Genomic DNA, 23440 nt, shown 5'->3' with positions numbered 1-23440 from the left:
TGACTCCATTCAAATAGAAAACATCATCGCGGTCAGCATGAAGTCCGCCGCCAGCACGGCGAGGGACGACAGCACCACCGTGCGCGTGGTGGCGGCCGACACACCTTCCGGCGTCGGCCGGCAGGTGTAGCCCTGCAGCAGCGCCACGAAGGTCACCGTCACGCCGAACACCAGACTCTTGACGACGCCATTGCCGACGTCCGCGAACACATCCACACCGCCCTGCATCTGCGACCAGAACGCGCCGGCATCAATGCCGATCAACGGCACCGCCACCAGCCAGCCGCCGATGATGCCGACGGCCGAAAACACAGCCGCAAGTAACGGCATGGCAATGAAGCCGCCCCAGAAACGCGGCGCGAGCACACGCTGCACGGGGTCGACAGCCATCATCTCCATGGCCGTGAGCTGCTCACCAGCCTTCATCAGGCCGATCTCGGCCGTCAGCGAGGTGCCCGCGCGCCCGGCAAACAGCAACGCCGTGACGACCGGGCCGAGCTCACGCACCAAGCTCAGCGCCACCAGCAGGCCCACCGCCTCGGCGGAGCCGTAGCGCTGCAGTGTGTAGTAGCCCTGCAGTGCCAGCACGAAGCCCACGAACAGACCCGACACGCCGATGATGGACAGCGACTTGTTGCCCAGGTGGAAGACCTGCTCGCGCACGAGAACGAAGCGCGCCAGCGCCTTCGGCGAGCGCGCCAGCAGGCTGAGGAACAAGCGAGCCGCCGCGCCGATGTCGACGAGCTTGTGGCGCACACCGGCGCCCAGACGTGTCGCGAAGCCGATCATGCCGACACCCCGAAGTCTTCGGCCACCGGCCTGGCCGGCTGGTGGAAGCGCACCGGGCCATCGGCCTCGGCGCCAACGAACTGGCGCACCAGCGGGTCGTCACTGTGGCGCAGCTCGTCCGGCGAGCCCTGCGCCACGATGCGGCCATTGGCCACCATGGCAACGTGGTCGGCGATCTGGAAGGTTTCGTGCAGGTCGTGCGAGACGATGACGCTCGTCAGGCCCAGCGCATCGTTCAGGTCACGGATCAGGCGGGCGGCAATGCCCAGGGAAATCGGGTCCAGGCCGGCGAAGGGCTCGTCGTACAGCACGAGGTCGGGGTCCAGCGCGATGGCGCGGGCCAGTGCGACGCGGCGCGCCATGCCGCCGGAGATCTCGCTGGGCAGCAGGTCGCGCGCGCCGCGCAGGCCCACGGCGTTGAGCTTCATCAGCACGAGGTCGCGGATCATGGCCTCGGGCAGGTCGGTGTGCTCGCGCAGCGGGAAGGCCACGTTCTCGAACACACTGAGATCGGTGAACAGCGCGCCGAACTGAAACAGCATGCCCATGCGTCGACGCACGGCGTACAGGCCGGCCAAGTCCAGCGGCGCGAGATCCTGCCCGTCGAACAGCACCTGGCCCGACAGCGGCCGCAGTTGCCGCCCCAACAGCCGCAGCACGGTGGTCTTGCCGCCGCCCGAGGTGCCGATCAGCGCCAGGATCTTGCCGCGCTCCAGCTTCAGGTTGACGCCGTCGAGGATCACGCGATCGCCATAGCCACAGCTGACGTTGCGCAGTTCGATCAGAGGTACGGATGCCAAGGAAGTCACGCGGACGGGCCGGAGCCGAGCGGGATGAAAGGGCGCCATGATAGGGGAAACACCGAGATGCTACGGACCGGCTTGCAAAGAGCCGGTAAAGCAGCCTGGCTAGCGCGCCCCGCGCAAGGCTTGCGCTGCCGAATGCAGATCCAACCGGGCCTGAGCGTGTGCCAGTTCACGCTCGGCGATCGCTGCGCGACCAGCGTTCATCGCCCTGCGACGAGCGGTAGGCTAGAACGCCACCCCGCCACCAAAATAGTTGCACTGCCATGAAGAAGCTCGCCATGCATCGCCAACGCCCCTACGCCAGCCTCAGCGGCTTCACGCTCATCGAGTTGATGATCGCGGTGGCCATTGTGTCCATCCTGGCGGCAGTGGCGGTGCCGCAGTACACCGCGTACGTGACCCGCGGCCGCATCCCCGATGCGACCAACGCGCTGGCCACCCGGGCCGTGCAGGCCGAGCAGTACTTCCAGGACTTCCGCACCTACGCCAACACGACGAATGCCAACAACCCGGGGTGCGCCAGCGACACATCGGGCAAACACTTCGACTTCAGCTGCTCCGCGGCCAGCGCGACAGGCTTTGTCATCCAGGCAGTCGGCAAGAACTCGATGGCCGGCTTCACCTACACGATCAACCAGGCCGGCAGCAAGACATCGACGGTGCCCACGGGCTGGACCGGCAGCACCACGTGCTGGGTCATCAAGAAGGACGGATCGTGCTGACCGCAAGGCGGCAGCAGGGCATCAGCCTCGTCGAGGCGATGGTGGCCCTGGTCATCGGTGGCGTCATGCTGGCGATGGCGCTGCCGAGCTTCTCGGCCTGGATCACCGGCACGCGCATCCGCGCCACGGCCGAGGGCCTGCTGGCCGGCCTGCAATACGCCAAGAGCGAGGCCACGACACGCAACATGCAGATCCGCTTCCAGCTGACCACCTCGCTGGACGCGAACTGCCAGCGCAGCACGGCCAGCGGCAACTGGGTGGTCGACCTGGTGGACCCGGCCGACGACTCCGTCGAGGGCCGCTGCAATGAGCCCGCAAGCGACACCGCCGCGCCCGGCATCCTGCAACTGCGTGCGGCAAGCGAGACGGGCGGCGGCGTTGCCGTGCGTGCCGATGCCGACCAGGTGGTTTTCAACGGTCTCGGCCGCCAGGCCCCAACCGCTGCAGGCGCCAACGTCAACACCGTCACCTACGACTTCACCCCGACGGCCGCCAACGGCAGCTGCGTGGCGGCAGGTGGCAAGGTGACCTGTCTGCGCATCGTCGTGTCGCCCGCCGGCCAGGTGCGCATGTGCAACCCCGCCGCCGCCTCTGGCGACCCCCAAGCATGCTGAATCGCTCCCGCCCCCGTCATGCGCAATCCGGCGTCATGCTGCTGGAGGTGCTGATCGCGCTGCTGATCTTCGCGCTCGGCGTGCTGGGCCTGGTGGGCCTTCAGGCGAACGCGATCAAGCAGTCCGGCCAAGCCAAGTACCGGGCTGATGCCACGCTGCTGGCCAACGAACTGATCGGGCAGATGTGGCTCAGCGGCCGCACCTTCGCCATCTTGCAAGCCGGATTCAGCAGTGCCGGCACCGGTGGCGCCCAGTACAACGCGTGGAAGGCGCGCGTGGCCGCGGCGTTGCCCGGCGCAGACTCGCAGCCCCCCACGGTGGCCCTGCAGGCCATTCCGCGGCTGCCGACGCTGGTGGCCGGCGTCGAGACCCCCAGCACGCTGCCGCCCGGCACGCGCGTCACGATCACCATGCGCTGGAAGGCGCCGGGCGAACCCACCGGTGACCCCCACCACAGCCTCGTGCTGGTCAACGAGATCAACTGATGCCCTCCACTTCCTCGCACACGCCGCATCGGTTCGCCGGCTTCAGCCTCGTGGAGCTGATGGTGGGCATCGTCGTGGCCATGGCCGCCGTCATCGTGGTGATGCAGGTCTTCAAGGTCTCCGAGGGGCAGCGCCGCACCACCACGGGTGGCGACGACGCGTCCACCACCGGCGCGATCGCGCTGAGCCTGCTGCAGCGTGACCTGCGCCAGGCTGGCCAGGGCATCGCCAATCCGCAGCTCATGGCCTGCCAGCTCAATCTTGGCAATGGCCGCAGCGTGGCCCAATTGCTGCCGCTGCAGATCAACCCGGCCGGCATCCCGGCCGGTGATGACGACACGGATGTGCTGCTGGTCAGCTACGGCTCAGGCTGGGGCGGGCCCGAGGGGGCGCTGATCGTCACGCAACCCAGCGCCGCCCAGTACACAGTCGGCGCTCCACAGGCCCACCAGCTGGGCGACCGGCTGATCGCCACCCCCGCCACCCGGGCGGCGCCTTGTGCACTGGACCTCACCAGCCTCAGCGCAGCCCCGGTGGGCAACACGATCAGCGTGGCGCTGGGCGCCAATGGCGTGGCTGGCGGCATGCTGTTCAACCTGGGTCGCACCCCGCGCTTCATGGCCTACGCAGTGCGTCAGGGGCGGCTGACGGCCTGTGATTTTCTGACCCACAACTGCGCCAGTGCCGCCCCCGAGAACTGGACAGAAGTCGCCGACAACATCGTCAGCCTGCGGGCGGAATACGCCATCGACACCACGGCGCCAACGCGCGACCTCGTGGTCGACAGCTTTGCGCAGATGCCGCCGAATGCCCAGTTCCCAGGCGGTGTCTGCGCCTGGTCACGCATCTATGGCGTGCGCCTTGCGCTGGTGGCGCGCAACCGCCAGGCCGAAGCACAAGACCTGGACGTCCCCGCGCCGACATGGGCCTCGGCGGAGGCGCCCATCCAACTCGCGGAAGGCTGGCAACGCTTTCGCTACAAGACCTTCGAAACCACGGTGCCGCTGCGCAACATGCCGCTCACCTTCACGGGATGCCCTTGACCATGCGCTCCTCCCTCGGTCGTCAACAAGGCCTGGTGCTGGTGCTGGCACTGGTGGTGCTCGCGGCCTTGTCGCTCGCCGCCGTGGGCCTGATGCGCGGCGTGCTCGGCAGCAACCGGGTGGCCGGCAACCTGGCCTACCAGCAAGCGGCCGTCCAAGCCGCCGACGGCGGCGTGGAGACGGCACTGGCGTGGCTGGAACAGTTGTCAACCGAGAAGCTGGCCGGTGCCACACCGGGTGCGCCCCCGGTCGATGCCAATCGCCTCTACGGCAACCTGTCGAAAGCCGACGGCTCGCGCTTCAATTACGTCGCCACGCGGGCCGACCCTGGCGTCACCCAGACATGGGAAGGTTTCTGGCAGACGCTCGCGGCGGCCAGCCAGGTGAACGATCTCGCGGCAGACGCTGCCGGCAATCGCGTGTCCTTCGTCATCCACCGGCTGTGCGCCAATGCCGGCCCGCCCAAGGATTCGGTGTGCGAGACCTCTCCAGCGCTGGCCACGTCGCAGAACAACAGCCGCGGCGGCAATGAGCAGGTCAATGGCCTGGGCCAGGTCTATTACCGCATCACCGTGCGCGTGCAAGGGCCGCGCAACGCCACCAGTTTCATCCAGGTCGTGGCCGCCATCTGAGCGGCATGCACCACGCCGAGGTCATCATGAAGTTCAGTTCATCCCGCCTGATTTTTGCCCTGGTCTGCAGCCTGGGGGCGCTCGTCCTGAGCCGCCCGGCGCTGGCAGCGGTCACCGACATCGCGCAGTCGCCGTTGGTGGTGGCCAACCCGGATGCGGTCAAGACCAACCTGATGTTCATCCTGGACGACTCGGGCTCGATGGGCTTTGACTTCCTGCCTGATCACATCAACGGCGATGGTGACCCGGACCCCAGGCTGTGCCGCAGCACGGGCGCCACGCCCGTCAACAGCGGCGACTTCAACAACACCTGCTGCATCGGCGGCAACAACTCTGCCGCCTGCTGGACGGGGGCTGCCCCCTTCGGCAATCTGCGCGGCCAGCCGCCCTTCCTGACGGCAGGCTTCAACGGCCTGGCCTACGACCCGGCCGTCTACTACAAGCCCCCGGTTCGTGCCAACGGTACCCCCTGGCCCAGCCAGTCGCGCGCGAACACGACCAACTGGACCGTGGTGAAGAACGATGCGTACAACATCCAGAACACCAACAGCATCGACCTGACCACCCAGTTCCCGGACACCGCCTGGTGTGTGGATGACACCTTCACGGACTGCCTGCGCAACGACAACTACGTGCTGCCCGGCAATGTGGGCGGCAAGGCCTACGTGAAATACAACCCCACCGTGGCCTCGGGCACTGGCATGGTTGCCACCGGCGCGCCTGACAACGCCACCACGGCAGAACGCAGCTTCGGCCCTCACTACTACCGCATCATTGCCGCCGAGTACTGCAACGACGTGAGCCTGCGCGACTGCCGGGGCACCGCTGGCGGCGTCTACACCATCCCGGCGCCGCTGCGCTGGTGCAAGACCGACGCTGACGCCCGTGCGTCCACGCCTGGCGTGGCCGCATGCCAGGCCACACGCAACGGCACCTTCGCCCATGCGCGCTTTCCCACCAAGTTCTTCTCGGCCGGCGTGAAGGGCGACACGCCCACGCGTGCCAGCGTGACCTTCGTCATCGGCCGCCTGAATTGCTACATCAACATGACCGCCATCACGGTGGGCGGCGTGAACCTGCTCAATGCCAACACCGGGGCCACCAACAGCCGCGACACACTGGGCGCCAAGATCGCGGAGCAGATCAGCGCCAAGACCTCGACCGGCTACACCGCCACCGGCAACCGCACCGTGACGATCTACGCCCCGCATGGCGTGGACACCACGGCCACGGTCTACTTCACCTACACCGTCAGCGCTGGCGGCTGCACGCTGCCGCTGGACCGGGCTGCGCCTGCCTTCAGCGGCTACTCCGCCGGCACGCCTGACGTGCCCGGCAGCTACACCGGCCGTTTCGAGCGCGTGGACATCGTGCCCACCCGCACGACCTACCCCAAGGCCAGCGGCCGCGTGGACTGCACCACCGCCGCCACCAGCTGCAGCTACGACGAGGAAATGACGAACTTCGCGAACTGGTGGACCTACTACCACACACGCATGCAGTCCATGAAGTCCTCGGCCAGCCTCGCCTTCGCCGGCATCGGCAACAACCGGCGCGTGGGCTACATGAGCATCAACAACAGCACGGGCACCGATTACCTCAACCTGGACACCTTCGAGGATGTGGCCTCGATGGCCTACACGCAGAAGTCCAAGTGGTTCGCCAAGCTCGTGGCCGCGCGGCCGTTCAGGTCCACACCGCTGCGCACTGCCCTCTCCACGGCCGGCAAGCTGTTCGCCGGCAAGCTCAACGGCACGACTTTCAACGGCTCGACCGTGGTTGACCCTGTGCAGTACTCCTGCCAGCGCAACTTCACCATCCTGTCCACCGACGGCTTCTGGAACGAGGGGTCCAACCCCACCAAGCCGGACGGTAGCGAGATCGGCGAGCAGGACAGCACGCTGCCCCGTCCGGCCTACGACGGCACAGCCACCAGCAACACGCTGGCCGACGTCGCCGCCTACTACGCCAGCACGGACCTGCGCACCGGCGCCACCGGCAGCGCCGACTGCCGCAGCGGCAGCGGCACGGCAGCGGATGTGTGCGGCAACAGCACCAACACCACCGTCAAGCCCGACGAGGTACAGAGCATGAAGACCTTCACGCTCGGCCTCGGCGCCTCGGGCTACATGCAGTTCTCGCCGACCTACCTGACCGATGTGACCGGCGACTTCTACTCGGTGCGCGAGGGCGTGGCGCCCAACCCCGCTGCCGGCGTGTGCTCGTGGCAGACCTCTGGCAACTGCAACTGGCCCCAGCCCGTCAACAACACGCTCACCACCATCGATGACCTCTGGCACGCTGCGGTGAACGGCGGCGGCACCTACTTCAGCGCGTCCAACCCCACATCGCTCTACACCGGCCTGTCGAGCGCGATCAAGGCACTGGACGGCCAGACAGGCGCCGCAGCGGCGGCCTCGGTGAGCAACCCCAACGTCTCGGCTGGCGACAACAAGGTGTTCGTCTCCAACTTCGTGTCGGCGGAATGGTCGGGCGAGCTGCGCAGCCTGCAGATGAACATCGAGACTGGCGCCATCGATCTGGATTCACCCAACTGGTCGGCCCGCAACCTGCTCAACAGCAACGCGTCGCGCAACATCCTGATGTTCGCGGGTGCCGAGCCCAACAAGCTCAAGCCCTTCACCTGGTCCAGCATGACCAGCACTGAGCGGGCCAATTTCACGCTCTCGCACATCACCGCCAGCGGCCGCGCGCTGACGCAGTTCTGCAGCTTCGGCCCCTATTGCCTGTCGTCGGGCGACCAATCCAGTGCGGCTGGCGAGCCGCTGGTGAACTTCCTCCGTGGTGACCGCACCCACGAAGGCGACATCTCTGCGCCCGCCAAGTACTTCCGCCAGCGCAACTACGTGCTGGGCGACATCATCAGCTCGGAAGCGGCCTACGTGACCAAGCCGCGCCTGGCCTACGTGGATGCCGGCTACGACAGCTTCAAGAGCGATGCTGCCGGCCGCACCAACATGGTCTACGTGGCCGCCAACGACGGCATGCTGCACGCCTTCAACGCCGACACCGGCGTGGAGGCCTGGGCCTTTGTGCCGACCGCCGTGCTGCCCAAGCTCTACAAGCTGGCGGACAAGCAGTACGCCACGCAGCACGAGTACTTCGTGGACGGCTCGCCGATCTCGCGCGACGTGTACGTCGACGGGCGCTGGCGCACGCTGCTGGTCGGCGGCCAAGGCGCAGGCGGCCGCAGCTACTACGCGCTGGACGTCACCGACCCCGAGGCGCCCAAGGCGCTGTGGGAGTTCACCGACACCAACCTGGGCCTGACCTTCGGCAAGCCTGAGATCGGCAAGCTCAAGGATGGCACCTGGGTCGTGATGTTCGGCTCCGGCTACAACAACGTGTCGCCCGGCGACGGCGTGGGACGGCTCTACATCGTCAACGCGATCACCGGCGCGCTGATACGCACCATCTCCACCGGCGCGGGCAATTCCACGACACCGGCGGGTTTGGCCCACATCACGGCCTGGGTGGACGACAGCAAAGTCGACAACACCAAGCAACGCGTCTACGCCGGTGACAACCTGGGCAACCTCTGGCGCTTTGACATCAACAACACCTTGGGTGTGGCCGGCTATGACGCCCAGCGCCTGGCCACGCTGCGCTCCAAGACCGGCCTGGCGCAGCCCATCACCTCCCGGCCCGAACTGGGCCTGGTGGATGAACACACCATGGTCTACGTGGGCACGGGCCGCTACCTGGGCCAGAGCGACCTGACCGATTCGGGTGGCCAGACCGTCTATGGCATCAAGGACAAGCTGGACACCACCGACATCGGCGACCCGCGCAACGCGGGCAATGCCTTCGTCGAACAGACGCTGACGGCCGGCACCTGCCCCACTGGCATGACGGGATGCAAAGCAGGTCAAGTCATCCGCACCAACAACGCCCCCAAGCCGGTCGACCTGTCCGTCAACGGCGGCTGGTTCGTGGACCTGCCCCAGGCCCGTGAGCGCGTGAACACCGACCCGCAGCTGGTGCTGGGCACGCTGATCGTCATGTCCAACGTCGTGGACGCCGGCAATATCTGCACGGCCGGCGGCAGCAGCTGGGCCAACTACTTCGACTACCGCAGCGGCGGCCCGGTCGACGCCAAGCTGACCAGCGTGTTCCTGGACTCCATGTCCACCTCCATGACGGTCAGCAGCCTGGTCAACGGCGACATCGTCGGCACCGTGGTGTGCACCACCGGCTGCGTGCGGCAGGAAGACCCGCTGATCAAGAGCGCGACTGCTGGCACCCGCCGCGTCTCCTGGCGCGATCTGCTGCAGCAGTGAGACCGCGCCTGGCGGCCAGCGCCGCCCTGGCCTTGGCCGCCCACGGGGCGCTGATGCTGGGGCTCGTGCAAGCGCCGCCCACACCGGGCGGCGCGGTGCGGCATGCCGCACTGTCGACCCGCATGGTGGACGTCGCGGCAACCACGGCTGCGCCGGCACTGCCGACCACCGCAGCGCCCGACGACAGCCACCGGCAAGACGGCGCTGCGCCGCCCACGCTCGCGCACGCAGCGACTGCCGAGGACGGCGCCGGCGCCACGCCTGCGCCTGACCGCTACGCACCCACGCTCGCACCCGACGTCGCTCACATCGCGATGCCGGATGCAGCGCTGCCGAACGAAGGCGTGGTGCTGCGCGTGCTGCTGCAGCTGGATGCGCAGGGGCTTGCCGCGGCCACGGACTTTGCCGCGCCGCCGCAGACCCCGCCTGGCTTCATCAAGACGACCGAGCTGGCGCTGCGCCGCGGGCTGCTGCAACTGCCCCAGGAAGCCCTGGCCCAGACGGGGCTCGCCTACTGCCTGCGTGTGCGGTTCATGCCGGACGTCGCCGAGCCCGAACTCGCCTGGCTGCCGGGCATCGCCCACAGCCGCGAGCACTGCTTGCAGGGCCGCGAGCCTGTGGCCCGCGTCCTGCAGTAAGCGGGCCGATTACCGCGGCAGCCGGCTCACGCCCATCAGGTACTCATCCACCGCCTTGGCGGCCTGGCGGCCTTCGCGGATGGCCCAGACGACCAGGCTCTGGCCGCGGCGCATGTCGCCAGCGGCGAACACCTTGTCGACATTGGTCTTGTAGGCCGCCGCACCTTCCGTGCTGGCCTTGCCGTTGCCACGAGCGTCCTTGTCGACACCGAAGGCATCGAGGATGGTCGCGACCGGCGACACGAAGCCCATCGCCAGGAAGGCCAGGTCCGCCTTCAGGATCTGCTCGCTGCCCTCGACCTCGGTCATCTTGCCGCCTTCCCACTTCAGGCGAACGGTCTTGACGCCGGTCAGCTTGCCTTTCTCGCCGATGAACTCCTTGGTGGCGATGGCGAACTCGCGCTCGCAACCCTCTTCGTGGCTGGACGAGGTGCGCAGCTTGATCGGCCAGTACGGCCAGGTCAGCGGGCGGTCTTCCACCTCGGGCGGCTGAGGCAGCAGCTCGAACTGCGTCACGCTCTTGGCGCCGTGGCGGTTGCTGGTGCCGACGCAGTCGGAACCGGTGTCGCCACCACCAATGACGATGACGTGCTTGCCGTCGGCGCGGATCTGGTTCTTCAGCTTGTCGCCGGCGTTGACCTTGTTCTGCTGCGGCAGGAACTCCATCGCGAAGTGCACGCCGGCCAGATCGCGGCCCGGCACGGGCAGGTCACGCGACTGCTCGGCACCGCCGGTCAGCAGCACGGCGTCGAACTGGCTCTTGAGCTCGTCAGCGCTGATGGTTTCCTTGGCCCAGTTGGTGACCTTGGAGCCTTCGGGCAGCGCGGCGACCATGACGCCGGTGCGGAACTCGACGCCCTCGGCCTTCATCTGCTCGACGCGGCGGTCGATGTGGGACTTCTCCATCTTGAAGTCCGGGATGCCGTAGCGCAGCAGGCCGCCCACGCGGTCGTTCTTCTCGAACACCGTGACGCTGTGGCCCACGCGGGCCAGTTGCTGCGCAGCGGCCAGGCCGGCAGGGCCGGCGCCGACGATGGCGACGGTCTTGCCGGTCTTGACCTTGGGCGGCTGCGGCTGCACCCAACCCTCGGCCCAGGCGCGGTCGATGATGGCGTGCTCGATGGACTTGATGCCCACCGCGTCGTCATTGACGTTCAGCGTGCAAGCCGCCTCGCAAGGTGCGGGGCAGATGCGGCCGGTGAACTCGGGGAAGTTGTTGGTGCTGTGGAGCACGGTGATGGCGTGCTTCCAGTCTTCCGGCCGGCCCTTGTAGACCAGGTCGTTGAAGTCCGGGATGACGTTGTTGACCGGGCAGCCGTTGTTGCAGAACGGCGTGCCGCAGTCCATGCAGCGGGCGCCCTGCTGCTTGGCCTGGTCAACGTTCAGCGCAATGACGAATTCCTTGTAGTTCTTGACGCGAGCGGTGACGGGCTCGTAGCCCTCTTCCAGACGCTCGTACTCCATGAAGCCAGTGACTTTCCCCATGACGTGACTCCTCAGACCTTGGCTGCTGCCGCAGGCGCCTTGGCCTGAGCAATGGTGGTGGCGGCTTCCTTGGCGGCGTTGAGCTCACCCAGGGCGCGGCGGTATTCGTTCGGGAACACCTTGACGAACTTGGCGCGCGACTCGGCCCAGTGGTCGAGGATGTCGCGCGCGCGCTGGCTGCCGGTCCAGCGGTGGTGGTCTTCCAGCAGCTTCTTCAGGATGGCCTCGTCGGTCTGGGCCTCGCGATCCACGCCGTCCACACCCTTGACGCGGTGCCAGATGGCCTTGTCCACCTGCGCCTCCTGCTCCTGCGCGCTCATCAGCCTCTCCAGCGTGACCATGCTGGTGTTGCAGCGGCTGGCGAAGTGGCCGTCCTCATCGAAGACGTAGGCGATGCCGCCGCTCATGCCGGCGGCGAAGTTGCGGCCGGTCTTGCCCAGCACGGCAACCGTGCCGCCGGTCATGTACTCGCAGCCATGGTCGCCCGTGCCTTCGACGACCGCCGTGGCACCCGACAGGCGCACCGCGAAGCGTTCGCCGGCCACGCCACGGAAGAAGGCCTCGCCGCGGGTCGCACCGATCAGCGCGGTGTTGCCGACGATGATGTTCTTCGTCGCGTCGCCGCGGAAGTCGATGCTCGGGCGCACAACGACGCGGCCGCCGGACAGGCCCTTGCCGGTGTAGTCGTTGGCGTCACCGATCAGGTAGAAGCTGATGCCCTGCGCCAGGAAGGCGCCGAAGCTCTGGCCGCCCGTGCCTTCCATCTGGATGAAGATGGTGTGGTCGGGCAGGCCTTCGGGCTTGCGGCGGATCAGCTCACCGGACAGGCGCGCACCGACCGAGCGGCGCACGTTGGTCACCTCCTGCATGAACTGCACCTTCTCGCCCTTCTCGAAGGCGGGCAGGCACTTCTCGATGAGCTTGACGTCCAGCGCCTTGTCCAGGCCGTGGTCCTGCACATCGTTGTGGATGCGGGCCACGTCGGCCGGCACGTTGGGGCGATGGAAGATGCGGGCGAAGTCCAGGCCCTTGGCCTTCCAGTGGCTGATGGCCTTCTTGGTGTCCAGCCAGTCAGAGCGACCGATCAGTTCGTCGAACTTACGCACGCCGAGCTGGGCCATGATCTGGCGCGCTTCTTCGGCGACGAAGAAGAAGTAGTTGACGACGTGCTCGGGGCGGCCGGTGAACTTCTTGCGCAGCACCGGGTCTTGCGTGGCCACGCCCACCGGGCAGGTGTTCAGGTGGCACTTGCGCATCATGATGCAGCCCTCGGCGACCAGCGGCGCGGTCGCGAAGCCGAACTCGTCGGCGCCGAGCAGCGCACCGATGACGACGTCGCGGCCGGTCTTCATCTGGCCATCGGCCTGCACGCGCACGCGGCCACGCAGGCGGTTGACGACCAGCGTCTGCTGCGTCTCGGCCAGGCCCAGCTCCCACGGCGTGCCGCAGTGCTTGATGGACGACCAGGGCGAGGCGCCCGTGCCGCCGTCGTGGCCAGCGATCACGATGTGGTCGGCCTTGCACTTGGCCACGCCGGTGGCCACCGTGCCCACGCCCACTTCCGACACCAGCTTGACCGACACGTCGGCCTGCGGGTTGACGTTCTTCAGGTCGTGGATGAGCTGGGCCAGGTCCTCGATGGAGTAGATGTCGTGGTGCGGCGGCGGGCTGATGAGGCCGACGCCCGGCACCGAGTGGCGCAGGAAGCCGATGTACTCGGACACCTTGCCGCCGGGCAGCTGGCCGCCCTCGCCAGGCTTGGCACCCTGAGCCATCTTGATCTGGATCTGGTCGGCGCTGACGAGGTACTCGGTGGTGACACCGAAGCGGCCCGACGCGACCTGCTTGATCTTGGAGCGCAGGCTGTCGCCTTCCTTCAGCTCGTAGTCGGCCTCCATGATGTGGTGGCCGAGCACATCGCCCACCTTGCTTCCGCCGGTGATCTTGATGCCCTTGAGCTCGTTGCGGTAGCGGGCCGGGTCTTCACCGCCCTCACCGGTGTTGCTCTTGCCGCCGATGCGGTTCATCGCAACCGCCAACGTGGCGTGGGCTTCGGTGGAGATGGAGCCCAGCGACATGGCGCCGGTGGCGAAGCGCTTGACGATCTCGGCCGCCGGCTCGACCTCTTCCAGCGGCACGGCCTTGGAGGGGTCGAACTTGAACTCGAACAGGCCGCGCAGCGTCATGTGGCGCTTGCTCTGGTCGTTGACGATCTGCGCGTACTCCTTGTACGTCTCGAACTTGCCGCTGCGTGCGCTGTGCTGCAGCTTGGCAATGGCGTCGGGCGTCCACATGTGCTCTTCACCGCGGCTGCGCCAGGCGTACTCGCCGCCGGTCTCCAGCATGGTTTCCAGCAGCGGGTCGTCGCCGAAGGCGCCCTCGTGCATGCGGATGGCTTCTTCTGCCACCTCGAACACACCGATGCCGCCGACCTGCGTGGCCGTGCCGCGGAAGTACTTCTCGACGAAGTCCGCCTTCAGGCCGATGGCCTCGAAGATCTGCGCGCCGCAGTAGGACATGTATGTCGAGATGCCCATCTTGGACATGATCTTGGACAGACCCTTGCCCACGGCCTTGATGTAGTTGTAGCGGGCTTGCTCGGCGCTCAGCTTGGCCGGCAGCTCGTCGCCCATGGCCTCGAGTGTCTCCAGCGCGAGGTAGGGGTGGACGGCTTCGGCGCCATAGCCGGCCAGCACGGCGAAGTGGTGCACCTCGCGGGCCGTGCCGGTCTCGACGACCAGGCCGGCCGTCGTGCGCAGGCCCTCACGCACCAGGTGATGGTGGACGGCTGACAGGGCCAGCAGCGCGGGGATGGCGATGCGCTCGGCGCTGAGGTGGCGGTCGGTGATGATGAGGATGTTGTGGCCGCTCTTGATGGCATCCACGGCCGACGCGCACAGCGACGCCAGCTGAGCCTCCACGCCTTCACGCCCCCACTCGCGCGGGTAGGTGATGTCCAGCTCGCAGGACTTGAACTTGCCGTTGGTCGGGCCTTCGATGTGGCGCAGGCGGGCCATGTCGTCGAAGTCCAGCACGGGCTGGCTGACTTCCAGGCGCATCGGCGGGTTGACCGCGTTGATGTCCAGCAGGTTGGGCTTGGGTCCGATGAAGCTGTTCAGCGACATCACGATGTTCTCGCGGATCGGGTCGATCGGCGGGTTCGTGACCTGGGCGAACAACTGCTTGAAGTAGTTGTACAGCGGCTTGTTTTTGCCCGACAGCACCGCGAGCGGCGAGTCGTTGCCCATGGAGCCGATGCCTTCTTCGCCGTTGGCGGCCATGGGCGCCAGCAGGAACTTGATGTCTTCCTGCGTCGTGCCAAAGGCCTGCTGGCGGTTCAGCAGCGACGTGGCGAAACCGGGGCGAGCGGCCTCGGGCACGGCGATGTCGTCCAGCTTGACGCGGACGTTCTCGATCCACTGGCGGTACGGGCGCGCGTTGGCGTACTGGTTCTTCAGCTCTTCGTCATCGACGATGCGGCCCTGCTCCAGGTCGATGAGGAACATCTTGCCGGGCTGCAGGCGCCACTTCTTGACGATCTTGCTCTCGGGAATCGGCAGCACGCCGGATTCGGAGGCCATGACGACCAGGTCGTCGTCGGTGATGCAGTAGCGGGCGGGGCGCAGGCCGTTGCGGTCCAGCGCGGCGCAGACCTGGCGGCCGTCGGTGAAGGCCATTGCGGCAGGGCCGTCCCACGGCTCCATCATCGCGGCGTGGTATTCGTAGAACGCGCGGCGGCGCTCGTCCATGCCTTCATGCTGCTCCCAGGCCTCCGGGATCATCATCATGGCGGCGTGGGCGAGCGGGTAGCCCGCCATCGTCAGCAGTTCGATGGCGTTGTCGAACGTGGCCGTGTCGGACTGGTGCTCGAAGCTGATCGGGTAGAGCTTCTGCAGGTCGTCACCCAGCACCGGCGACTTCATGACGCCTTCGCGGGCGCGCATCCAGTTGAAGTTGCCCTTGACCGTGTTGATCTCGCCGTTGTGGCAGACCATGCGGTACGGGTGGGCCAACGGCCACTCCGGGAAGGTGTTGGTGGAGAAGCGCTGGTGGACCAGGGCGATGGCGGACGTGACGCGCTCGTCGGCCAGGTCCTTGTAGTACTTGCCAACCTGGTCGGCCAGCAACAGACCCTTGTAGATGACGGTGCGGCAGCTCATGCTGGGCACGTAGTACTCGCGGCTGTGCGTGAGCTTGAGCGCCTGGATGGCGCTGGAGGCCGTCTTGCGGATGACGTAGAGCTTCCGCTCCAGCGCGTCGGGGACGATGATGTCCGGGCCGCGGCCGATGAAGATCTGGCGGATCACCGGCTCTTTCTCGCGCACGGTGGGCGACATGGGCATGTCGCGGTCCACCGGCACATCGCGCCAACCCAGCAGCACCTGGCCTTCGGCCTTGATGGCCCGGGCCAACTCCTGCTCGCAAGCGAGGCGTGAGGCGGCTTCCTTGGGCAGGAAGATCATGCCAACGCCGTACTCGCCGGGGGGCGGCAGGGCTATGCCCTGCTTGGCCATCTCCTCGCGGTAGTACTCGTCCGGGATCTGGATCAGGATGCCCGCGCCGTCGCCCATCAACGCATCAGCACCGACAGCGCCGCGGTGATCGAGGTTCTCCAGGATCTTCAGGCCCTGCTGAACGATGTTGTGCGCCTTCTGGCCCTTGATATGGGCCACGAAGCCGAGGCCGCAAGCGTCTTTTTCATTGGCTGGCCGGTACAGCCCGTGTTCTGCGAGGTCTTGAAGTTCGGACTGAATCTGCGCGGCATGGCTCATGGCGGCCTCCTGGATCACAACAGCCCGGAAGCGTAATGCAGTGCAGCAAATGCAGCAACACGATTAATATGGGGTCAGAGTCAGTTTAATAACCCCAAAGGAGTCGTCGTCAATATAAATGGGGCCAGAGTCAAGAGGCGTCAGCGACAGACTTTGGCTTCCGCGGCCGCCCCCGAGGCCGCGCCACCACGACCGCCGCGTGGTCCACCGCCAGCGACCGCAAGAACCCCTCGCTGCCCACCGGCCGGCCGCGAAGCACCGCTTCGGTGAACTGCGCCCTTTCGTTGCTCGGGACGCCCTGCTCCAGGAACTCCCGGTAGGCATGCTCGCGCTCAAACGGGGTGTTGCCGAGCTGCCAGTACATCTCGTGTTCGCTGATCAGCACATTGCGCGCCAGGCCCAGGTGATGCGCGGCACTGGACCAAGGCCAGTCCGCCGCTGCAGTGCAGATGCCCGCACGCACGGGGTTGAGCTCGATGTAGCGCATGCAGGCCAGCAGATGCCGATCGCCCTCGATCAGCCCGGCTCGGAAGCGCCCCTCCCACAGGGTGCCGCTGCGCTGGTGGCGTGCGTTGAACCACCCCACGTAACGACGCCCCACCGACTGCATCATGCGACTCAGCGCATCGGCCGACGGCGGCGTTAGCAGCAGGTGCAGGTGGTTGTCCATCAGCACGTAGGCGTGGATGGCCACCCGGTACAGCGCCGCCGACTCCGCCAGGGTCGCCAGCAGCTGCTGGCGATCAAGATCGCTGAAGAAGATCGCCTGGCGGTTGTTACCGCGCAGGATGACGTGATGCGGGAGCTCCGGCAGGATCAATCGGGGAAGGCGAGCCATGCATGTCCTTGTCGCGCCGACGGCGCACCAAAGTCAGCATATTCGACTCCGACCCCATTTTCAAAACAACTGCTTGCCAGTCAACCTCTGGTGCTCGCGGATGGCAAAGCGGTCTGTCATGCCGGCGATGTAATCGGCGCAGGCGCGCTCGCGGTCGGGGCGCTCGGCGAAGTCGGCAGGCAGTTGGGCCGGATCGTTCGCGTAGATGCCAAACAGCTCGCGCAGCACCTCCTCGGCACGCCCCCGTGTGACCTGCACCTGCGGGTGCCGATACAGGTTGGCGAACAGGAAACGCTTCAACGCCGTGCTTCGCGCCCGCATGTCGGGACTGAAGCGCAGCAGCGGCTTCTCGGCACGGCGCACGGCGCCCGCATCCGGCGGCGCAGCGTCCGCGAGTGCGGCGCGCGTGGCGTCGATGATGTCGTAGACCTGGGCCGACAGCATGCGGCGTATCGTCTCTGCCAGCAGACGCTTGCCTGTCAGCTGCGGGTACTCGTCCAGCGCTGCGCGCCAGTGCTCATGCACCAGGTCCACAGCCAGCAATTGATCCAGCTCGATGAGGCCAGACCGCACGCCGTCGTCGACATCGTGCGCGTTGTAGGCCACCTCGTCAGCGAGGTTGCACAGCTGCGCTTCCAGGCTGGGCTGACCGCCGTGCAGAAAGCGCGTCGCGATGCCGCCGGGCTCGACCGCCTCGATCAACTCGGCGTTCCGCCTTGAGCAGTGCTTCAGGATGCCCTCGCGCGTCTCGAAGCACAGGTTCAAGCCGTCAAACCGCGCATAGCGCTGTTCCAGGTGATCGACCACGCGCAGTGACTGCAGGTTGTGCTCGAAGCCGCCGTGGCCCTGCATGCAGGCATCCAGCACGTCCTGCCCAGCGTGCCCGAACGGCGTGTGGCCCAGGTCGTGGGCCAACGCCACCGCCTCCACCAGGTCTTCGTCCAGGCCCAGGCTGCGGGCAATGGAGCGCCCCAGCTGCGCCACCTCCAGCGAATGCGTCAGCCGCGTGCGGAACAAATCGCCCTCGTGATTGAGGAAGACCTGCGTCTTGTAGACCAGCCGGCGGAAGGCCGTGCTGTGGATGATGCGGTCGCGATCGCGCTGGAACTCGCTGCGCGTGGGCGCGGCCGGCTCGGGGAGACGGCGGCCACGGCTGCGCGCCGGGTCGGCAGCACAAGCCAGGCGGGCCGCCGGCGTCATCACGCGGCTCCGTGCGCCGTCAACGTCTCGGCGATGAGCGCGTCAGGCACCGCATGCAAGCCAGCCCGCCCCAACGCCTCGATGAGCACGAAACGGATGGCACCGGCCTCAGCCTTCTTGTCTACGCGCATCAGCTGGAGATAGCGCGCAGCCCCCAGCTTGGGCGGCACCACCGGCAGGCCGGCGCGCTCGATCAGCGTGCGCAGCCGCGCGGTGAAGCCCGCCGGCATCAGGCCCATGCGCTGCGACAGGTCCGCCGCCAGCACCATGCCGCAGGCGACGGCCTCGCCGTGCAGCCACTCGCCGTAGCCCAGGCCGGACTCGATCGCGTGGCCAATGGTGTGGCCGAAGTTGAGGATGGCACGCAGGCCCTGCTCCTTCTCGTCCTGCCCGACCACATCGGCCTTGATCTCGCAGCTGCGGCGCACCGCATGGGCCAGCGCCGTCTTGTCACGGGCCAGCAGCGCGTCGAGGTTGACTTCGATCCAGCCCAGGAAGTCGGCGTCTGCGATGGGGCCGTACTTGATGACCTCTGCCAGCCCGGCCCGCAGTTCGCGGTCAGGCAGCGTATCCAGCGTGTCCAGGTCGGCAATGACACGCTCGGGCTGATAGAACGCGCCCAGCATGTTCTTGCCCAGCGGGTGGTTGATGGCGGTCTTGCCGCCCACGGACGAATCCACCTGTGCCAGCAACGTGGTGGGCACCTGCACAAACGGCACACCGCGCATGTAGGTCGCGGCAGCAAACCCCGTCATGTCGCCAACGACGCCACCGCCCAGCGCGAAAAGAACCGTCTTGCGATCCAGCGCCTGGGCCAGCAGGTGGTCGAACACGCGGTTCAGACTGGCCCAGTCCTTGTACTGCTCGCCATCGGGCAGTTCCACGACATCCACGCGCGAGTACACCGCCAGCAGGCGTTCGCGCAAGCGCTGGGCATACATCGGCGCCACCAAATCATTGCTGACGATGACGGCCGCCGCAGCCTTGGGCAGCCCCTGCCAGCTGGCGGGCTCATCCAAGAGCCCAGCGCCGATGCGAATGTCGTAGGCTCGGTCGTCAGGAAGCGGGATGCGGACGGTGTCTGAGGCTGGCATGCGGCCAAGTGTAAGAGCCGACCCACGCATGCCCTGGCTCACTGAGGCTCTGCACCCACGGTCGCAGACACACGCGCAGGGTCCAGCAAACCGGCCAGCTCCAACTGCATCAGCGCCATGTTGACCAGCGCCTGCACAGCAGGCCGGCTGCTCTCCAGCACGTAGTGGGCGCAACGCCGGTACAGCGGGTCACGCTGCTGGTGCAGCTCGCGCAGCCGCGCCAGCGGATCCTTCACCTGCAGCAGCGGCCGGGTCGTGTCATGACGAAGGCGGCGGAACAGATCCTCGGGCGTCGAACGCAGGTACAGCACCGTCGTGTTCAGGTGCAGCAACTCGCGGTTGCGCTCGCGCAGCACCGCGCCACCACCGGTGGCCAGCACGCAATCACCCGGGCGGACGACCAGGTCAGCAATGACCTCGGTCTCCAAGTCACGAAACGCCTCTTCCCCGTGGCGGGCGAAGAAGTCCTTGATGCTGCCGCCGATGCGGTGCTCGATCTCATGATCCGAATCGACAAAAGGCACGCCAATTTGGCGTGCCAGTTGTTTGCCGACGGTGGACTTGCCACCGCCGGGCATGCCGACGAGCGAGAGTTTCAGCGTCACTCAGGGGCAGGCGCCGCGGTACACCGTGAAGCCGAAGCTGGTGCCCACGCCACTGGGAGAAGTCAGCGTGACGAACACGGCACCGGCGGTGGCGGTGTCAAAGGTGTAGCCAACTGCGAAGGCCGTTGCATCGTAGGTGCTGGGCACCGGCGAGCCGCCCGACACCGAGGCGGCGAAGCCGATGGTCGGCGTCGTCGCCGTGATGACCGTGCCGGCCGCCATCGGGTTCAGGCGCGGGTACACGCCGCTGCTGATCAGGCCCGGATTGTTGTCGGCTGCAATCAGGTAGACGCTGCCGGTGGTGCCGGCATTGCAGACGCGGTCGCCCGAGCTCAGCGGGTAGAAGTCCGCCGTGTCCGTCACGTTGCGACCAACCTGCAGGCGCATCAGGCTGCTGGCCTTGCCGGTCGACGAGCTGCCGAACGGCCACAGCGGGCGCGCGGTCGAGGTCGACAGCACGGTCTCCATTGCACGGCGCACATACACCTGGCCCGAACCACTCCACTTGTCATCGCAGGTGGCAGGCACAGACGGCGTGTACGAGTCCAGCCGCAACAGGATGCCCGCCGTACCCGTCCAGGTGCGGCAGCTGCTGTTGGTGTTGCTGGCCAGCGTAAGGCCGATGTACTCGTCAAAGGCGCTGTCGTAGCTGCCGTCGTAGTTGCGATCCTTGAAGATGTTGCCGAGGTCCTGGAACTCTTCGTTCTGGCTCAGGTCGTAGACGTTGTTGCCGTTCTTGTCGATGAAGGACTCTTCACCCAGCGCATAGGCCACGATGCTCACGCGGCCGTCCACCGGCTTGGGCTGGGCGGACGCGAAGTTCACCGTTGCCTGCGAAATGCCGTTGGTCTGCGTGATCTGCTTGCTGGACTCGATCTGGCCGCCTTCGGCAATGAAGTTGACCACCGTGCCCACCGGCACCGGGTTGCCGCTGCGGTCAGCGGCAATGATGGTGTACGTATTGGGCGTGTTGTCCCGGTCGTAGCCTTCGATGTTGAAGGTGCGCTGCGACATCGAGAAGTTCAGCTGCGATGGCAGGCCAATGCCCACGCTCAGGTTGCTGGACACGGTCGCGATCGCTTCGCCGCTCAGCTTGGCATGCACACGCACCGGCGTGGGCTGCGTGCCGGAGTTCACGCGCACCTGCACACGACCCAGCGCGTTGGAGGTCTGCGTGAACGGGCTGGCCGACAACGGGTCCACAGACTCGACCCCACGGCTCTCCATCGTCGTGCCACCGGCGCCGGTCTGCAGGCGCAGCTCCACCAGCTTGTTGGGCAGCGGGTTGCCTGCGGCGTCGCGCACCTCGAAGGTCACGATGGAGGATTCAGTGAAGCCCGAGCCCTTCAGGAAGATCTGCTCCGGCAGCGACGAGATAAAGGCCAGACTGACAGCCGCAGGCGCGCCGATGGGCAGCGTCAGTTGGCGCGCTGTGGATGTGCCGTCAATGACGACCTGCAGCAGGTCAGACGGCTGCACCGCACCGCAACCGTTGTCGCGGTACTGCAGCGTGACGGTGTTGCTGGTGGCCGAGATCGTGGCCGGCGACACCGTGGCCTTGCCGGCCGCCGCACAGGACGAGGACACGCTCAGCTTGACCGGCGACTCGACCGCGGCGCCCGTCAAGGTCAGCGTCAGCGAGTCCTGGCCATAAGGCGAGATGGAGGCCGGGCCGGTGAAGCTGGCGATGGTGGCATTGGTTGCCTGCACCTGGAAGCCTTGCGTGGCCGACAGCGTGGTGGCCGAGTACTGCACCGACGCCGTGACTTCGTCTGCACCGGCCGAGGCGGCGGTGGACGGCGACAGCAGCGCCACCGCGCGACCGTTGGTGTCCGTCAGCGCCGTGCCGACGTTGGTACGACCCAGGCCACGAACGACGGTGAAGGCCACGACCTGACCGGCGACCGGCTGGCCGCGCGAATCCGTCAAGGTGGCGGTGACCGTGGCGGGCACGGCGGCGCTGACCGAGGTGGTCGACAGCCCCAGTTGCAGCACCGGCGACCCCGGCGACGTGGCGCTGACCACCTGCACCGGCTTGCTGTCGCTGGCCGTGATGTTGTTCAGGGTAGCCGTGGCGCGGATCACGTCCGCGCCGTTGGAGGACGACACCGCCTGCGTCGCGACGGCACTGGCCACGCCGCTCGCATTCGTCACGGCCGTCGCCGCGTCGAACTTGACGAGACCGAACTCGGAGCTGAACCGGACCACCTGGCCCGACACCGGATTGCCGCCGACATCCCGGACCAGCACGTTGACGTTGGACGAGGACTGCAGCGAATTGATCGTGGAGTTGCTCAGCGTCATCGTCGCCGTCGGCGTCTCGCCAACGATCTGGACGACCACGCTGCCAGCGAGGGACTGGTCCGCGTAGCTGGTCGTCGCCTGCAGGATCTCGGATGACGACACCGAGCCGCCGGCCGCGGTGAGGTTCAGCGTCGTGCGCGCAACGCCCGCCGCATCGGTGGGCACGGTGGCCGGGTTGGGGGTGAAGTTGACGCCTGACGTGGCCGCGAAGCTGACGATCTGGTTGGCCACCGGTTGGCCGGCAGCGTCGCGCAGCGTCGCCGTCACCTGAGGCGCAGCCTGCGACAGGCGCAGCGTCGTGCTGGTGGGGTTCAAGGTGAGGGTCGGCAGCGCGTTGCTGACCGTGAACGCCTGCTCGGCGCTGACCGTCGAGGCGCCCAGCGTAGCAACCGCCGTCACATAGTCTGCGCCGGTGATGCCCGACGTACTGGCCTTCAGCAGCGCGGTGCCCTGACCGTTCGCATCCGTCCGCACCGTGGTGACGGACAGCGTGCCCAGATTGCCGCGGCTGGTCGACAGGTTCACCACCACGTCAGACAAGGCCGTCCCGGTCGCGGACTTCAGCGTCACCGTCACGGTGGCGCCCACAGCCGGGGTGATCAACTGGTTGGACAGGCCGACCGTCAGCGACGGACCGGACGTCGTGCCGCCCGGCGTGGGCGTGACGACGGTGATCTGCGCCGTCTTCGTGATGGAGCCGCTGACAGCCGTGACCGTGATGGTGCGCAAGGCGGTGTCGGAACCGATACGCACCGCGCCCGTGACCAAACCGGCCGCATCGGTCTTGGTGCCGCTGGGCGTCAGCACGGCATTGGCATTGACCGACAAGGACACCGGCACATCCGCCACCGTGTTGCGCTTGGCATCAACCGCGTAGACGCTGACGAGCGCCGAGCCACTGCCATCGTTCGGCAGGGTCCCACCGCTCAGCGTGACGACCAGATCCGCAGCCGTGGGGCTGGTGGTGCCACCACCCGTGCCGGGGAAGGTCGGATCACCGGCGCTGCCGCCGCCGCCGCCACAGGCGGACAGGAAGGCGGCCATCCCCAGACCCAGCGCAGCCTGGGTCAGGCGTCGCCAGCCCCGCGTGACGATGGTTTGCAACATGCTCG

General features: G+C 67.1%; 16 protein-coding genes. 7 read left to right on the top strand and 9 right to left on the bottom strand.

All coding sequences use genetic code 11. The features are described from left to right. Positions 1-9 precede the first annotated feature (9 nt). Both mlaE and NYO99_RS11635 read right to left on the bottom strand, forming a co-directional pair. Positions 10-789, bottom strand: coding sequence for a lipid asymmetry maintenance ABC transporter permease subunit MlaE (mlaE, locus tag NYO99_RS11640; protein ID WP_268167343.1), 780 nt, complete (start codon positions 787-789; stop codon positions 10-12). Then, positions 786-1637, bottom strand: coding sequence for an ABC transporter ATP-binding protein (locus tag NYO99_RS11635; RefSeq protein WP_268167342.1), 852 nt, complete (start codon positions 1635-1637; stop codon positions 786-788). The genes mlaE and NYO99_RS11635 overlap by 4 nt, the downstream gene beginning before the upstream one ends. 236 nt (positions 1638-1873) lie before the next feature. Here NYO99_RS11635 and NYO99_RS11630 point away from each other — a divergent pair, with 236 nt between their 5' ends. Genes NYO99_RS11630 through NYO99_RS11600 form a run of 7 tightly spaced genes read left to right on the top strand, consistent with a single transcriptional unit; the run spans position 1874 to position 10030 of the window. After that, entirely contained in the window at positions 1874-2317 is a 444-nt protein-coding gene (locus tag NYO99_RS11630) for a type IV pilin protein (RefSeq protein WP_268167341.1), read from the top strand. Continuing rightward, the gene (locus NYO99_RS11625) at positions 2311-2931 is read left to right on the top strand and encodes a GspH/FimT family pseudopilin (RefSeq protein ID WP_268167340.1); all 621 of its coding nucleotides are present in this window, start codon (positions 2311-2313) and stop codon (positions 2929-2931) included. The genes NYO99_RS11630 and NYO99_RS11625 overlap by 7 nt, the downstream gene beginning before the upstream one ends. Next, positions 2925-3416 carry a type IV pilus modification protein PilV gene (pilV, locus tag NYO99_RS11620; protein ID WP_268167339.1) on the top strand — a complete coding sequence of 164 codons (492 nt, stop codon included), beginning with the start codon at positions 2925-2927 and terminating at the stop codon, positions 3414-3416. Before NYO99_RS11625 ends, pilV begins: the two co-directional genes overlap by 7 nt. Then, a complete protein-coding gene (locus NYO99_RS11615) occupies positions 3416-4459 on the top strand; it encodes a PilW family protein (RefSeq protein ID WP_268167338.1) in 1044 nt (347 codons plus the stop codon). Before pilV ends, NYO99_RS11615 begins: the two co-directional genes overlap by 1 nt. A 2-nt stretch (positions 4460-4461) precedes the next feature. Beyond that, positions 4462-5091 carry a PilX N-terminal domain-containing pilus assembly protein gene (locus tag NYO99_RS11610; protein WP_268167337.1) on the top strand — a complete coding sequence of 210 codons (630 nt, stop codon included), beginning with the start codon at positions 4462-4464 and terminating at the stop codon, positions 5089-5091. Positions 5092-5096: 5 nt separating this feature from the next. Further along, positions 5097-9392, top strand: coding sequence for a pilus assembly protein (locus tag NYO99_RS11605; RefSeq protein ID WP_268167336.1), 4296 nt, complete (start codon positions 5097-5099; stop codon positions 9390-9392). After that, the gene (locus NYO99_RS11600; RefSeq protein ID WP_268167335.1) at positions 9389-10030 is read left to right on the top strand and encodes a hypothetical protein; all 642 of its coding nucleotides are present in this window, start codon (positions 9389-9391) and stop codon (positions 10028-10030) included. The genes NYO99_RS11605 and NYO99_RS11600 overlap by 4 nt, the downstream gene beginning before the upstream one ends. A gap of 9 nt (positions 10031-10039) precedes the next feature. Here the strand turns inward: NYO99_RS11600 and NYO99_RS11595 are convergent, their stop codons facing one another. The 7 genes from NYO99_RS11595 to NYO99_RS11565 all read right to left on the bottom strand — a co-directional run bounded on the left by NYO99_RS11595 (position 10040) and on the right by NYO99_RS11565 (position 23435). Further along, a complete protein-coding gene (locus tag NYO99_RS11595) occupies positions 10040-11515 on the bottom strand; it encodes a glutamate synthase subunit beta (RefSeq protein WP_268167334.1) in 1476 nt (491 codons plus the stop codon). An 11-nt stretch (positions 11516-11526) separates the two neighbouring features. After that, the gene (locus NYO99_RS11590; protein ID WP_268167333.1) at positions 11527-16287 is read right to left on the bottom strand and encodes a glutamate synthase-related protein; all 4761 of its coding nucleotides are present in this window, start codon (positions 16285-16287) and stop codon (positions 11527-11529) included. Positions 16288-16417: 130 nt separating this feature from the next. Beyond that, on the bottom strand, positions 16418-17125 hold the full coding sequence (locus tag NYO99_RS11585) for an REP-associated tyrosine transposase (protein WP_268167332.1): 708 nt from the start codon (positions 17123-17125) through the stop codon (positions 16418-16420). Positions 17126-17185: 60 nt separating this feature from the next. After that, positions 17186-18325: a deoxyguanosinetriphosphate triphosphohydrolase gene (locus NYO99_RS11580; protein ID WP_268167331.1), complete on the bottom strand. Its 1140-nt coding sequence runs from the start codon at positions 18323-18325 to the stop codon at positions 17186-17188. Continuing rightward, the gene (aroB, locus tag NYO99_RS11575) at positions 18325-19419 is read right to left on the bottom strand and encodes a 3-dehydroquinate synthase (RefSeq protein WP_268167330.1); all 1095 of its coding nucleotides are present in this window, start codon (positions 19417-19419) and stop codon (positions 18325-18327) included. Before aroB ends, NYO99_RS11580 begins: the two co-directional genes overlap by 1 nt. A gap of 38 nt (positions 19420-19457) precedes the next feature. After that, positions 19458-20018: a shikimate kinase gene (locus NYO99_RS11570; protein ID WP_268167384.1), complete on the bottom strand. Its 561-nt coding sequence runs from the start codon at positions 20016-20018 to the stop codon at positions 19458-19460. Positions 20019-20024: 6 nt separating this feature from the next. Then, complete coding sequence (locus NYO99_RS11565; RefSeq protein WP_268167329.1) at positions 20025-23435, bottom strand: beta strand repeat-containing protein; 3411 nt, start codon at positions 23433-23435, stop codon at positions 20025-20027. Positions 23436-23440 lie beyond the last annotated feature (5 nt).

This window comes from Roseateles hydrophilus, from assembly GCF_026712245.1.
GTDB lineage: Bacteria > Pseudomonadota > Gammaproteobacteria > Burkholderiales > Burkholderiaceae_C > Pelomonas > Pelomonas hydrophilus.
This window is presented reverse-complemented; position numbering and strand designations above follow the sequence as displayed.

Coding starts and splice junctions, on each gene's coding strand:
- mlaE (WP_268167343.1), bottom strand. CDS start 789: ATGATCGGCTTCGCGACACGTCTGGGCGCCGGTGTGCGCCACAAGCTC.
- NYO99_RS11635 (WP_268167342.1), bottom strand. CDS start 1,637: ATGGCGCCCTTTCATCCCGCTCGGCTCCGGCCCGTCCGCGTGACTTCC.
- NYO99_RS11630 (WP_268167341.1), top strand. CDS start 1,874: ATGCATCGCCAACGCCCCTACGCCAGCCTCAGCGGCTTCACGCTCATC.
- pilV (WP_268167339.1), top strand. CDS start 2,925: ATGCTGAATCGCTCCCGCCCCCGTCATGCGCAATCCGGCGTCATGCTG.
- NYO99_RS11615 (WP_268167338.1), top strand. CDS start 3,416: ATGCCCTCCACTTCCTCGCACACGCCGCATCGGTTCGCCGGCTTCAGC.
- NYO99_RS11610 (WP_268167337.1), top strand. CDS start 4,462: ATGCGCTCCTCCCTCGGTCGTCAACAAGGCCTGGTGCTGGTGCTGGCA.
- NYO99_RS11605 (WP_268167336.1), top strand. CDS start 5,097: ATGCACCACGCCGAGGTCATCATGAAGTTCAGTTCATCCCGCCTGATT.
- NYO99_RS11595 (WP_268167334.1), bottom strand. CDS start 11,515: ATGGGGAAAGTCACTGGCTTCATGGAGTACGAGCGTCTGGAAGAGGGC.
- NYO99_RS11590 (WP_268167333.1), bottom strand. CDS start 16,287: ATGAGCCATGCCGCGCAGATTCAGTCCGAACTTCAAGACCTCGCAGAA.
- NYO99_RS11585 (WP_268167332.1), bottom strand. CDS start 17,125: ATGGCTCGCCTTCCCCGATTGATCCTGCCGGAGCTCCCGCATCACGTC.
- NYO99_RS11580 (WP_268167331.1), bottom strand. CDS start 18,325: ATGACGCCGGCGGCCCGCCTGGCTTGTGCTGCCGACCCGGCGCGCAGC.
- aroB (WP_268167330.1), bottom strand. CDS start 19,419: ATGCCAGCCTCAGACACCGTCCGCATCCCGCTTCCTGACGACCGAGCC.
- NYO99_RS11565 (WP_268167329.1), bottom strand. CDS start 23,435: ATGTTGCAAACCATCGTCACGCGGGGCTGGCGACGCCTGACCCAGGCT.